This window comes from Pseudomonas sp. ANT_J12 (genome assembly GCF_008370045.1).
Classification (GTDB): domain Bacteria; phylum Pseudomonadota; class Gammaproteobacteria; order Pseudomonadales; family Pseudomonadaceae; genus Aquipseudomonas.
In genome coordinates, this window is sequence record NZ_VOBN01000001.1 from 1,148,780 (window position 1) to 1,161,624 (window position 12,845).

Consider the following 12,845-nt stretch of genomic DNA (forward strand, 5'->3'; position numbering starts at 1 on the left):
TCCACCCCCCATTCACCGCGTCCCGCGCTGACGCAATGCCGACGGCATGAAGTACGCGTCCTCCGGCACCGGTTGGGTGAAGTCCACGGTGGCGGGTTCTTCGTTGTCCAGGTTTTGCACGTAGTAGCGCCGCGCCTGCAAGTCGTGGAAGACGTCCAGCGCGCTCCAGGTGGTGGGCAGGTCGTAGAAGTTTTTCAGGTAGGCCATCGACACCCGCCACAACTCCCCTCGCCCATCGTATTGATCGACCAGTGCGGCGCCCCAGCTGTCCTCGTCCAGAAACAGCACGCGCTTGGAATAGATATGCCGCGAACCGGGTTTGAGCGTGCCTTCGACTACCCAGACCCGATGCAGCTCATAACGGGTGTATTGCGGGTTGAGGTGGCCGGGTGTGAGTAATTGCGCGTACTTCACGTCGGGGCTGCCGACTTTGTAGCTGTTGTAGGGAATGTAGATTTCCTGCTTGCCCTTGAGCTTCCAGTCGTAGCGGTCCGGCGAGCCGTTGAACAGGTCGGTATCGTCCGCCGTGCGCAGGCCGTCGGATGAGGCGATGGGCGTGTCATACGCCAGGTTTGGCGCGCGACGCACCCGGCGTTGGCCGGCGTCGTAGACCCAGGCCTGGCGCGGGTCCTTGAGCTGGTCGAGGGTCTCGTGGATCAACGCTGCACCGCCGGCTAGCCGGGCCGGGCTTTTCACGAAGGCCAAGTAGTAGAACAGGATGTTTTTCAGGTCGGCGAACTGCCCGCCCGGCCGGTAATAGTTGAAGAGCCCTTCCTGCTGCGAAGTCACCAGCGCGAAGCTGCCGTTGCGCTGCACCGGTGCTTCGGAAGCACGACGAACCACGTAGGTGCCGCGATAACGGGTGATGTGGTTCCACAGCGCCTCGATCCCGTCCTTGGGCACCGGGAATGGCACGCCGCCATAGGCATCGGCAAACCCGGTGCCGCCGTCGAGCAGCTTGGCCGAGGTTGCGTTTTTGAAGGTGTTGTCATACAGCCACTGCGGCGCCGAGCCCGAGCGGCGAGACGGATAGACCGGCATCTGGAACGTGTCGGGATAGCTGTTGAACAGCGCCATCTGGCCCGGGCTGAGGTGGGCCTTGTACTGTTCAAGGTTGGCCTTGGTGATGGTGAACTGCGGCTTGTCCGCCGCGTACGGGTCCGGGTGATGCTGACCTGGCTTGTAGCCCGCCGGAGCCTGGGTGATGCCGCCGTCCCACGCCGGAATGGTGCCGGCCGCGTTACCTGCGCGTTCGGCGCCCAGCGGCGTCAGTGTGGTTTTCAGTTGCTGGGCTTGCTGGGGCGTGATGGCGGCCAAGGCGCTGCCGGCCGCCAGGCTCAGGACCAGCGCCAGCGTGGTCTTGGTCAGTCGAGGTGTGAACATGGACGTTCTCCGAAATAACTCGCGGTTAGGGGCACTCACAAGAAGTACTTGAGGTTGAAGCCGACGTTGTCCCGATCACGAAGGCCGTTGTCCTGCCCGCCGCCGTAGAAATTGGTGTATTGCAGCTCGGCCTCCAGCTTGTTCTGGTAATTGGCCTTGACCCCCAGGGTGTAGGCCTTGCGCCCCTCGATGGTGTTGCCGGCCTGGTAGCTGTTGCCCTTGAAGTCATCCTTGTAGACGACGTAGGGCGAGACGTTGACCCCGGCATACACGTCGTTCCAGGTGCCATTGAACATCGCGGTGTAGCTGTAGGAATTGCGGTCGACCTGGTCGCTGCGTTCGCCGCCGGACACATAGGAATAGTTACCGGTGCCGGCGTAATAACGGGTGCTGCCGTCATACGCGGTGTAATGCAGGCTGCTGCCGCGCAGGTGCTCGGACGCCAGTTCGAACACACCGAACATCGAGTCGAACGACAGGCTCGGGCCAAAGTTGTAGATGCTGCCCAGGGACGTGTTGAACGCTTCCACCCGCTCGCCGTTGTTGATCTGGCTGTCGAGGGTGACGCTCTGCCCGCCGATGTTGATGGTCTTGCCGGCCGCCGCAGCGGCAGCGCCATTGGCCAGGTCGCCGATCAAGTCGTTGGTGGCGGCGACGCCGATGGGCAGGTTCGGCCGATAGGCGACTTCACCGAACACCGACGCCTGGCCCAGGGTGGTGTTGAAGCTGAAGCCGTACATGCGGATGTCCTCGGCGTAGCGCCGGTGCGCCTGAATATTGCCCAGCACATCCGCGGTCGCCAAACCATTGGCCAGTTGCCCCGCCTGGCTGCCGGCGACACCAGCCAACAGGTTGGTCAGGGCGTTCATGTCGATGCCCTTGTAACCGCCGAGGTCGGCGGAAACGGTCGGCTCCTTGGCGTGGTAATTGACCATGTACAGCCCGAACTCGGTGCTGTTGAGTGCTTCGGCAATGTATCGAAAGGCGAAGCCGAACTGGCCGTCGTTGCGCGCGTTGTAATCCTTGCCGACCGAGGCCACTTTGAGGGTGTTGCCGAAGGCCGGGGTCACGCCGTTGGCGTACAGGCCGGTGCTGCCGAGGGCCTGTTTGAGCAGCGGGTTGTTGCCCAGCGCGCTGTACAGATCGATCACGTTGCCGAAGCCGGGCACCGGGGTGTCCAGCGCGGTGCCGGTGAAGTCGTTGTAGGCGGTGTTGCCGCCGTCGGCGAACAGGTCGGTTTGCGAGTAGAACGTGCCGACCGGATCAATGCGGGTTTCCTTCCAGTTCGTCTGGTAGAAACTTTCCATGGTCAACGTGTCGGTCAGGCCGATGTTGAAGCTGAGCGCTTCCACCGGCACCAGTACTTCCTTGACCTCGGCGCCGGGCAAACGGTACTTGGCGGCGTCCACCGGGTTGGTGGTGTTGATCCCGCCACGGTAGAAAATCCCCTCGCCCCAGTTGAACACCTGACGCCCGAGGCGGGCCGTGACCGGCATCTGGGCCACGTCCCAGCTCCCGTGGACATAGGCGTCGAGCATCTCGATCCGGCTGCCGGCGATGTCGCGGGTCTGGCCGGTAAAACGGTCGTCCTGCGGGTAACTCTGGCTGGGTTGCGACGGGCTGTTGTTGCGGTAGTAATCGTTGCGCTTGTCCATCAACTGGGTGTCATAGAACGCGGTGCCGCGCATGAACAGCCCATAGTTCTGATAGTTGGCTTCAAGCTCCGAGGTGATTTTGTACACCTCGGAGACCAGCCCGGTGTCGAAGTTGCGATTGCCGTCGCTGGTGTTGACGTCATCGTTGCTCTTGTCCCGGCCCTGAACCCGCCACAAGCGGCCATAGGACAAGGTACTGTCGAACGAGCCGGTGACCTGTTTGTCCAGCACGCTGAACTCCACGGCCTGCACCCCGTCGACCACGCACAGTTGCAGCAGCCCGGCCAGGCCGACGCCGGGTAGCGCCGCGCCAGACAGGCGCAATCGAATCCTCATGGTCTGTTCCTCCTTGTCTGTTTTTTTTGTTTTTGTGTCCGGTCAACGTTGTCGCAAAGGCTAGGGCGCCAGGCCCGCACTGACATAAATCCGGCTGTGCGCACCGAAATGCCCCAGCAACTTGAACAGCTGCTGGTTCAAGGCCGGATGGTCGTAGTCTTCGTGCTGCACCTGATTGCCGGCGCTGAAATCGCTGGTGATCGGCGCCGTCTCCAGCCATCGGCCGATCGCTTCATCGAAGGCGGCGGATGTGTCGGCGGATTCGGCACTTACAACGTCGCGCAGGTAATCCTCCGAGTACGGCGGGTAACGGGCGTCTTGGGCAAAGTCGGCGTACGCCTGGAGCATCGGATGTGGCTGGCCGGCGCGCAGCAGGCGACGCAGCCAGGTCGACTGATATTTCTCCACTTCCATGTGCCGGGTGGCGACCCGTTCGATGGCCGCGTGTTTGTCGGCCTCATACCCGGCCAGTGCCTTGCCTTCGAGCAGCAGCAGGCTCGACAGCTCGACGCCGGGCAGCGGTTTGGCGTGGTAGGGCTGGGTCAGGTCCTGGATGTGGTGCAGGCCCCAGCCGAGAAAACGATAGCCCCAGTAAGGATGACCACTGGCAAACGCCAGTCGCGCCAGGCCCATGTACTGGTAGGCGCGCCAGTCCGGCCAACTGCGCTGGAGAAACCCGGCCGCGGCATACACCACCGCGCTTTCATGGAAGAAGCCCATGTGGAACGGCGCCTGGGAGCTGTACTGAAACCGCGCATCGCCGAACGGCTGCGGACCGAAGCCGTACACCGCGCCGACCTCGCCTGGGTTGTCGCTGAACAGGTTGATGTCGTGGCCGTAATCGGGTTCATCGGCGGCGCTGGCGAGCACGGCCAGGGGCGCGACTTGTTCGCCATCGACCACACGGATAAAGCGCTGGCGATTCCACGGCGAGAGGGTTTGTTCGACCATCACCTGCTCGGCCTTGAGGTGTTCACGCTCGGGCAAATCCTTGCCGGGCATCGGTTGGATGACCATGGCCAGATGAATCAGGGGATTGATGCGTAACGCGGTGAGGAAATCGTGGCGCAGATTGTCCCCAGGCAGGGCGGGCAGTTGCAGGTTGTCGGGGCGCGGCGGGTACTGGGCGAAGTGCTGACGGGCGTAGGTTTCCTGCTCATCCAGCAAGGCGCGCACGGCGTCGTATTGCTGCGCGAGGAACTGCTCCAGCGGTTCGACGTCGACCAGGGAGGCGTCGCGCAAAACCGGCAGATCCTGCAAGGCCAGGTAGCTGCCCACCGTATGGTTGGACCAGCCCCAGGCTGTCGGGACCGTTCCACACAACAGCAGCAGGAGGAATGTCAGCTTCATTGCTTTTAGTTCTTATTGGATATGCAGTGGGGGTGAGCCTAACAACCGACCCCGCCGCTGACACTGTCCAATCTCACCAGAAAAGTTCTCCGATAGCGCCACGTTCACCCGCGGTCTACGCCGGGTGCAAAACACACGTCAGGCCGGGTACCCGGTGATGTTGCGAATGCTTTGGTACAGCGGCTTGAGCTGGCGGTACATGCGCAGGTAGACCTCCTTGTACAGTCGTTCATAGACCTGCTGCGCCTCGGGTTGCGGCATGAAAATCGCGCCGACCCGGGTCATGGCCGCCATCGCCGTGGGGAAATCCGCGTACAAGCCAAGCCCCACCGCGCAGCAAATGGCCGCGCCCAGACCGGACGCTTCGTACACGTGCGGACGCTCGGCCGGCAGGCCGAAAATGTCCGCCGTGAGCTGCATCGCGGCATCGCTCTGGGAACCACCGCCGGCGACGCGCAAGCGCTTGATCGAGACCTTCGAACGCTGCTCGATGCTCTGCAAACCCTGGCGCAGGGCATACGCCAGACCTTCGAGGATCGCCCGGTAAATATGCGCGCGGGTATGCACGTCGCCGAAGCCGATCATCGCGCCTTTGGCTTCCACCCCCGGTTCGCGAATGCCGGGCGACCAGTAGGGTTGCAGCATCAGGCCCATGGAGCCCGGGGGCACGGCGTTGACCAGCGCGTCGAACAATTGCTCGGGCTCAATGCCTTGCGCTTTGGCCTGCTGCATTTCTCGCAGGCCGAACTCGTTCTTGAACCAGCTGACCATCCAGTAGCCGCGATAAATCATCACCTCGCAGTTGTACTGATCCGGCACCGCCGACGGGTAAGGCGGGATCAACGGGACAATTTCCAGGTAGCGCGAGCGGGTGCTGGTGATCGTCGCCGTGGTGCCGTAGGACAGGCACACCGTGTCCGCATCGACCACGCCGGAACCCACCACTTCGCAGGCCTTGTCGGCACCGGCGGCAATCAGCGGCAAGCCCTCGGGTATACCGGTGTGGCGGCTGGCTTCGGCGCTGATGTGACCCAGGGTTTCACCGGGTTTGTGCAGCGTGGGCAGTTGCTCGGGACGCACCGCCAGCGCCTGCCATTTCCAGTCGCGGGGAGCGGCCCAGCGCAGGCGCTTGAAGTCGAACGGCAGGTAGCCGACGCAACAACCCACCGAGTCGACAAACCGCCCGCACAGGCGATGGGTGAGAAACCCCGACAGCAGCAAAAACTTGTCGGTCGCCGCCCACACGTCAGGCTGATGGCGCGCGATCCAATTGGCCTCGGCTTGCGCACGAAAATAATCCACGGTGGCTTGCGCACCGACCAGTTTGAACAGCCAGCCCCACGGTCCCTTCAGCCGGCCTTCGACTTCGGCCTGGCGTTGATCGAGCCACAGGATCGCCGGGCGTAGCGCTTTGCCCTGGGCATCGACGTTGATCACGGTGCCGCGCTGGGTGGTCAGGGACACGCCGGCAATCTGCGCGCGGTCGATGCCGGTTTGCTGCCATAACTGCTGGCAGGCCTCCCCCAATTTTGCCCAGTAATAGTCCGGGTCCTGCTCGGCCCAGCCAGGTTGTGTCGAGTAATAGGCCTGCAACTCGACCTTGCCTTTGCCCAGCAGATTGCCCTGCAAGTCGAAGAGCAGCGCGCGCACGCTCTGGGTGCCATTGTCGATCGCCAGCAGGTAACGCTTGTTCGGGTGGTTATCCATGGAGCTCACTTCAATGGGCATTTTGCGAGGCATCCGGCAAACCATGATGACGTTGCCACAACGCTTGGTAACGCTGTTGTTCCTGCTGCCAATGTTCATCGTCCCAGCCCAGTCGCGGCTGGCAGAGTCGGCGAATGGCGGCAAAGTAATCCTCGCCGCCACTTGGCAGTAACAAACCCAGACGGGTGCGCCGCAGCAGCAGGTCATCCAGGTGCAGGACCATTTCCGTGTCGCAGGCAAAGGCCAGTTCCGCCCACAAGGTGTCCGTGGCGCCGACGCAGGCATGGCCCAGTTCGGCGATCAGGTGCGCCAGTCTCGGCAGGTCACGGCCATGGCGTCCGGCCAGGCGCCGCCATTGACTGCCACTGAGCCCGGCAATCGGCAGCGGCGGCACGGCGGCAAACACCAGGCCGCCGTCATCACTGAAGGCGCGCCCGAGCATCGTCGCGCAGGCCTTGAGCACTTCGATGGCCTGCGGGCGAAAGGTCGTCAGCTTGCCACCGGCCAGGGTCACGCAGCCGGGCTCCAGCCACAGCACATGCTCGCGGGTTTCACTCGACGGTTTGCCCTGGTGCTCACCCGCCGCACTGCCGACCACCGGGCGCACACCCGACCAGGTCGACAACACATCGGCGGCGACCACGCCGGCATCGGGAAACTGTTGAGCGCAGGCGGCCAGCAGATAGTCGAGTTCCTCGGCGCTGATGCTCGCGCTCTGGTCCAGATCGTCCTGATGATCGAGGTCCGTGGTGCCGACCACCGTGGCGCCTTCCCAAGGGAAAACAAACACCGGTCGACGGTCGCGCTCATGCAGGAAGGTGAAGGCCTGCGCCACGGGCAGGCGCCAGCCCGGCAGCAACACATGACTGCCGCGCAACGGGCGCAACTGACGCGGAGCGTCGGATGGCCGCAAGCGTTCAGCCCAGGCGCCGGTGGCCACGGCCAACACCGCACAGCGCAATCGCAGCGATGCACCGCCCTCGCCGTCCTCGACCTCAACCCCGCACACCCGCCCCTCTTCACGCAGCAATTGCTGCACGCGCATGCCGTTGATGACCACGGCGCCGTCGGCCCGGGCCTCGCCCAAAACCCGCATCACCAGGCGCGCGTCATCGGTCAGGGCATCGACAAAACAGGTGCCGCCCAGCAGGTCTTTTTGCTTCACGCCTGGCGCGAGATAACCCAGTTGCTGCGGATCATGGAAGTGATGACTGCGCCGCCCGGCCAGTGCGTCATAGACGCTCAACAAACCGCCCAATACCCGTGGGCCGGGAAAGCCGCCACGGTAATGCGGCATCAGGAAACTCATCGGTTCCACCAGCCCCGGCGCTTCGTCGAGCAGGCGCTGGCGTTCGCGGACCGAATCGCGGGTCAGGCGCCACTGGCCCTTGGCGATGTAACGCAAACCGCCATGGACCATTTTCGAGGAACGGCTGGACGTGCCCCAGGCGAAATCCCGCTGCTCCAGCAACAGGCAACGCCAGCCACGCCGTGCGGCTTCGCGCAGGATGCCAGCGCCGCTGATGCCGCCGCCGATGACGATCAGGTCCCAGGTTTCATCCGCCAGCGTTGACAGCACCTGTTGGCGCCACGCCGCGTTCCAGTCGAGGCTCATGGCCGTCACTCCTGCAACAGCGTGCCGGGGTTCAGGCGCCCGGCGGGATCGAAATGCCGACTCAGCGCCTGCAAGGTGTCCATCGCCAGTGCGCCCTTCTCCCGCAGCAGGTACGGCGCATGGTCCTTGCCCACGCCATGCTGGTGACTGATGGTGCCGTGGTGGTCGACGATGGTCTGGCTCGCGGCCTGCTTGAGCGCCTGCCAGCGCGCCAGGGTGGCGGCGTAGTCCGCTGCCGGACGGAACACGTAAGTGGTGTAGATGCTCGACCCTTCGCCATAGACATGGGACAGGTGCGTGAACACATGCACCTGCTCGCCTTCAGCGGCCAAGGCGTCGCGCAGGCTGTTTTCGACCCGGCCGAGCAGGTTGTCGACGTTGCTCCAGTCGGTGGCGGTTTCCAGGGTGTCGACCACGTAACCGGCGTTCCACAGGTTCTCGCGCAGGTAGGGGAAACGGAAACGGTTCTGCGACCATTTCTTGCCAAGCAAGGTGCCGGTGAACACGCCGCCGAAGGCTTTCAGGTGCTGCCGGGCCTGGCTCAGGGACAGCGCATTTTGCCGGCGATTGCCGGTCACGCCGAACGTCAGCAGGCACTTGCCCGCACCGGCGCCGCGCAGGGCCAGGTACTTTTCCAGCCAGGCGATCTGCTGTGGATGACCGGCCAGCGCCAACTGGGTTTCGGTTTCCACCGCGTTGGACAAGCGCAGCATCGACAGCGGCACGCGGGCCTGGGCCAACTGACGGATGGCTCGCAGCGCCTGCGGCCAGTCGGGCAGGAACACCCCATAGAAACGCTCATCGGCCGGCAGCGCACTGACCCGCACCTTGACCTCGGAAATGATCCCGAAACGGCCTTCACTGCCCAGTACCACTTCGCGCAGATCGGGACCGGCGGCCGAGGCCGGGAACGTGGCAATTTCCAGAGGACCGGCAAAGGTTTCCAGGGTGCCACCGGCGAACAACTGCTCGATGCGCCCATAGCGCAACGATTGCTGGCCACTGGAGCGGCTGGCGACCCAACCGCCCAGGGTCGACAGTTCCCACGACTGCGGGAAATGCCCCAGCGTATAACCACGGGCACGCAGCTGACTTTCCACTTGCGGCCCTGTCGCGCCGGGGCCGAAGGTTGCCAGCAGGCTCTGTTCGTCGAGGTCCGTCAGGCGATTCATCCGCGCCAGGGACACCGTCACCACCGGCCGTGTGGAACGCGGCGGATTGATGTGCCCTGCCACCGAGGTGCCGCCGCCATAGGGAATCAGGCACAGGTCCTGCGCCTGGGCCAGCGCCAGTAATTGACGAATCTGCTCGGCGCTTTCGGGGAAGGCCACGGCGTCGGGATAAAGCCCCGGCGCTCCTTCGCGCAGCGCCAGCCAGTCCGGCAGGCTCTGACCCCGCGCATGCAACAGACGATCCTGCGCCGTCACGCTGTACAAGGGATGTTCCGCCAACCGTGAGGCCGGCACGCGGGCCAATGCCGTCTCGAGCGTTGCATCGGGCAACGTTCGACCGACACCGAGCCGCTCATTGAGAAATCCCGCGCCCTGGGCCGGCAGTTCGACCACCGTGGTTGCATCTCCCCAGCCGTTCCAGCGTCGCATGCGTGTGTCCTTTTGCGGTTCTGATAGTGATATTTCAGGAGCCCATACTAGTCAGCTGCCGAAAAGTGTCACGGTCGCATCCGGCCAGTTCGAGTAGCCAATTGAGTCAAACGTCGCGTAAACCTCAGCCATTTACTTTAGCTGTGGTTTCAACTTACCTTTCAGCGCATTGATCCGCGCACGCGGGCTTTGATCAAAGGACTACGATCATGCAATCCCTGGGCTTCACTTCAGTCCCTCCGCTGCTCAAATACGTGCGCCATGCCGAACAACTGGGCGTGGCCATCGAGCCGGCGTTGGCGGCGTCCGGGTTGCAGGCGCAGCAGTTGAGCGACAACAGCCTGCGCTTGCCGGGCGAAGTGCATGAACGGTTGCTCGATTATTTCTGCGAACATTCGGGCGATCCGTTGTTCGGCCTCAACGCCGCGCGTTTTGTGTTGCCCAACTCCTGGAGCGTGCTGGGTTACATCACCATGAACTGCGCGACCCTGGGCGATGCCATGAGCCGCATCATGCCGTTCGAGAAGCTGGTGGGGGACATGGGGGTCAGCCGCGCCGAGGTGCGGGACAGTCATGTGCACTTGATCTGGACCTGCCGTCATCAACGGCCGCGCATCCGCCGGCATCTGGTGGAAAACGTGCTCGGTTCCTGGCTGCAATACGCGCGCTGGATCGCCGATACCCAACTGTCACCGGCCGCCGTCTGGCTCGAACATCCACGACCGGCCGACACGACGCAGGCGCAGTACGAACAGTTCTTCGACTGCCCGGTGTTGTTCGACCAGCCCTATTCGGCCCTGATTGTGCCGTTGCCGTATTTGCAGTTGCCGTTGCGCCAGGCCGATCCGCAATTGCTGCGCACCCTGGAAGAACATGCCCTGGGACTCATGGCCACGCTGGAGGACGCATCACTGGAGCAGCGGGTCAAAAGCATCCTGCGCCAGTTGCTCAAGGAAGGGCTGCCGCGCAAAGAGCAGGTGGCCGAGCAATGCGCCGTGTCGGTGCGCACCCTGCAACGCCAGTTGCATCAGGCGGGCACGTCGTACCAGCAGATTCTCGATGACCTGCGCCAGGAGCTGGCTGAGCATTATTTGCTGAACAGCACCTTGCCGATCCAGGACATCGCCCAGTACCTGGGTTTCACCGAACCGCGCTCGTTTCACCGTACGTTCAAGAGCCGGCGCGGGATGCCGCCCGGCGAGTTTCGCCAGACCCACCGCGCGCCGGACGAAGGCTGAAACTCAGACACAAATCGCATTGGTAAACACCAACCGATTGCCGAACGGGTCGATCACGGTCAGGTCCTGGCTGCCCCATGGCGTGGCCTGGATCTGCGGTTTGGCGTAGGTGTAATCCTTGGCGCTCAGTTGTTGCTGGAAGGCTTCCAGTTCATCGGTCTCGATGCGCAATGCCGAACCCGGCGTGGCGTCGCCATGGTGTTCGGACAGGTGCAGCACGCATTCGCCCCGGGAGACTTGCAGGTACAACGGGAAATTGGCTTCGAAGCGATGCTGCCAATCGATGTTGAAGCCCAGGAAGTCGACGTAGAACGCCACTGCCTTGGCTTCATCGAAAATCCGCAGGATCGGGGTGGTTTTGCCGAAGCTCATGGGTTGCTCCCTGGTTGGAAAGGCCCAGTGTAGCTGGGCTGGATGTCAGCGCTTCGGCTTGGCGATGGCTTTCTTTAATTGCAGAGTGCCACCACTGTGATGCAGCTCTCGGAATGTTTACCGGAACCCGTCGCGCAAATCCCCTTCCCGCGCCAGAAACCGCCCTTCCCTTTTGCCGTTCGCCTGGCCATCGATGTAACTCAACACACCATTGACCCACACCCCATCAATCCCTTCCGCCGCCCGTTGCGGGTCATGGAAATCCGCCACGTCGCGAACGGTCAACGGATCAAACAACACCAGATCCGCCCAATGCCCTTCACGAATTTCACCGCGTTCCTTCAAGCCAAAGCGCGCCGCCGACAAACCGGTCATCTTGTGCACGGCGGTGTGCAGCGCAAACAGCCCGACATCACGACTGAAATGCCCGAGCACCCGCGGGAACGCGCCCCACAAACGTGGATGAGGAAACGGATCTTCCGGCAACCCGTCGGAGCCGACCATCGACAACGGATGCGCGAGGATGCGCCGCACATCCGCCTCGTCCATCCCGTAATACACCGCACCGGCCGGTTGCAGACGCCGGGCGGCGTCGAGCAGCGGCATGCTCCATTCGGCAGCGATGTCGATCAAGTCGCGGCCACTCACTTCAGGATGGGGCGCGGACCACGTGATGGTGATGCGATGGGCATCGGTGACTTGCTTGAGGTCCAGGGTCGAAGAACTCGCCGCGTAGGGATAACAATCGCAGCCCACGGGATGGGTTTGCGCCGCGTGCTCAAGGGACGCCAACAACTGCGGACTGCGGCCCCAGTTACCGACGCCGGCACATTTGAGGTGGGACACGATCACCGGGGATTTGGCATGACGGCCGATCTGGAACGCCTCGTCCATGGCCTCCAGCACCGGTTCGAATTCGCTGCGCAAATGGGTGGTGTAGACCGCGCCGAAAGCGCTCAGCTCTTCGGTCAGTTGCATCACTTCATCGGTGGACGCCGAGAACGCACTGGCATAGGCCAGCCCTGTGGATAACCCGAGCGCGCCGGCCTCCAGGCTTTCGCGCAGCTGCTCGCGCATCGCGCTGATTTCATCCGCAGTGGCCGTGCGAAACAGGTCGTCGAGGTGATTGCTGCGCAACGCGGTATGGCCGACCAGCGCCGCCACATTCAACGTGGTGTTCGCCGCTTCGACGGCGGCGCGGTAATCGCTGAACGTCGGATACACAAACGCCGCACGGGTGCCAAGCAGGTTCATCGGGTCCGGTGGATCGCCACGCAGACTGACCGGCGAGGCACTGATCCCGCAGTTGCCGACAATCACGGTGGTTACACCCTGGCTGAGTTTGGGCAGCATCTGCGGTTGGCGGATGACCACGGTGTCATCGTGGGTGTGCACGTCGATAAAACCCGGCGCGAGCACCCGGCCGGCGGCGTCAATTTCATCCGTGGCGCGAGCGTCGTGCAGGTCGCCGATAAACGCGATGCGGCCGTTCAAAATGGCCACGTCAGCGGAATAACCGGGCGCGTTGCTGCCGTCGATGACCAGGGCGTTGCGAATCAGCGTGTCGTACAACATGTCAGTCTCCAGG

General features: G+C 63.3%; 9 protein-coding genes. 1 reads left to right on the forward strand and 8 read right to left on the reverse strand.

What is annotated here, in order from left to right; genetic code table 11:
• Nucleotides 1-12 precede the first annotated feature (12 nt).
• From FQ192_RS05585 to FQ192_RS05610, 6 genes are all read right to left on the reverse strand, one after another.
• The gene (locus FQ192_RS05585) at nucleotides 13-1,383 is read right to left on the reverse strand and encodes a DUF1329 domain-containing protein (protein WP_149657682.1); all 1,371 of its coding nucleotides are present in this window, start codon (nucleotides 1,381-1,383) and stop codon (nucleotides 13-15) included.
• A gap of 35 nt (nucleotides 1,384-1,418) precedes the next feature.
• The gene (locus tag FQ192_RS05590; RefSeq protein ID WP_149657683.1) at nucleotides 1,419-3,374 is read right to left on the reverse strand and encodes a DUF1302 domain-containing protein; all 1,956 of its coding nucleotides are present in this window, start codon (nucleotides 3,372-3,374) and stop codon (nucleotides 1,419-1,421) included.
• Between the two features lie 60 nt (nucleotides 3,375-3,434).
• A complete protein-coding gene (locus FQ192_RS05595) occupies nucleotides 3,435-4,724 on the reverse strand; it encodes a phospholipase (RefSeq protein ID WP_149657684.1) in 1,290 nt (429 codons plus the stop codon).
• Between the two features lie 138 nt (nucleotides 4,725-4,862).
• Nucleotides 4,863-6,431: an FGGY-family carbohydrate kinase gene (locus tag FQ192_RS05600; RefSeq protein ID WP_149657752.1), complete on the reverse strand. Its 1,569-nt coding sequence runs from the start codon at nucleotides 6,429-6,431 to the stop codon at nucleotides 4,863-4,865.
• Nucleotides 6,432-6,441: 10 nt separating this feature from the next.
• Nucleotides 6,442-8,046 carry a glycerol-3-phosphate dehydrogenase/oxidase gene (locus FQ192_RS05605; protein WP_149657685.1) on the reverse strand — a complete coding sequence of 535 codons (1,605 nt, stop codon included), beginning with the start codon at nucleotides 8,044-8,046 and terminating at the stop codon, nucleotides 6,442-6,444.
• Between the two features lie 5 nt (nucleotides 8,047-8,051).
• Entirely contained in the window at nucleotides 8,052-9,647 is a 1,596-nt protein-coding gene (locus tag FQ192_RS05610) for an FAD-binding oxidoreductase (protein WP_149657686.1), read from the reverse strand.
• 209 nt (nucleotides 9,648-9,856) lie between these two features.
• Between FQ192_RS05610 and FQ192_RS05615 the strand changes: the two genes are divergently transcribed.
• Nucleotides 9,857-10,885, forward strand: coding sequence for an AraC family transcriptional regulator (locus FQ192_RS05615; RefSeq protein WP_149657687.1), 1,029 nt, complete (start codon nucleotides 9,857-9,859; stop codon nucleotides 10,883-10,885).
• A gap of 3 nt (nucleotides 10,886-10,888) precedes the next feature.
• Here the strand turns inward: FQ192_RS05615 and FQ192_RS05620 are convergent, their stop codons facing one another.
• Both FQ192_RS05620 and FQ192_RS05625 read right to left on the reverse strand, forming a co-directional pair.
• The gene (locus FQ192_RS05620; RefSeq protein WP_149657688.1) at nucleotides 10,889-11,257 is read right to left on the reverse strand and encodes a glyoxalase superfamily protein; all 369 of its coding nucleotides are present in this window, start codon (nucleotides 11,255-11,257) and stop codon (nucleotides 10,889-10,891) included.
• Between the two features lie 117 nt (nucleotides 11,258-11,374).
• Nucleotides 11,375-12,832: a D-aminoacylase gene (locus tag FQ192_RS05625; protein WP_149657689.1), complete on the reverse strand. Its 1,458-nt coding sequence runs from the start codon at nucleotides 12,830-12,832 to the stop codon at nucleotides 11,375-11,377.
• Nucleotides 12,833-12,845 lie beyond the last annotated feature (13 nt).

Bases quoted from the DNA above. Each gene is read 5' to 3' on its own strand.
- FQ192_RS05585 (WP_149657682.1), bottom strand. From the start codon at position 1,383: ATGTTCACACCTCGACTGACCAAGACCACGCTGGCGCTGGTCCTGAGC.
- FQ192_RS05590 (WP_149657683.1), bottom strand. From the start codon at position 3,374: ATGAGGATTCGATTGCGCCTGTCTGGCGCGGCGCTACCCGGCGTCGGC.
- FQ192_RS05595 (WP_149657684.1), bottom strand. From the start codon at position 4,724: ATGAAGCTGACATTCCTCCTGCTGCTGTTGTGTGGAACGGTCCCGACA.
- FQ192_RS05600 (WP_149657752.1), bottom strand. From the start codon at position 6,431: ATGGATAACCACCCGAACAAGCGTTACCTGCTGGCGATCGACAATGGC.
- FQ192_RS05605 (WP_149657685.1), bottom strand. From the start codon at position 8,046: ATGAGCCTCGACTGGAACGCGGCGTGGCGCCAACAGGTGCTGTCAACG.
- FQ192_RS05610 (WP_149657686.1), bottom strand. From the start codon at position 9,647: ATGCGACGCTGGAACGGCTGGGGAGATGCAACCACGGTGGTCGAACTG.
- FQ192_RS05615 (WP_149657687.1), top strand. From the start codon at position 9,857: ATGCAATCCCTGGGCTTCACTTCAGTCCCTCCGCTGCTCAAATACGTG.
- FQ192_RS05620 (WP_149657688.1), bottom strand. From the start codon at position 11,257: ATGAGCTTCGGCAAAACCACCCCGATCCTGCGGATTTTCGATGAAGCC.
- FQ192_RS05625 (WP_149657689.1), bottom strand. From the start codon at position 12,832: ATGTTGTACGACACGCTGATTCGCAACGCCCTGGTCATCGACGGCAGC.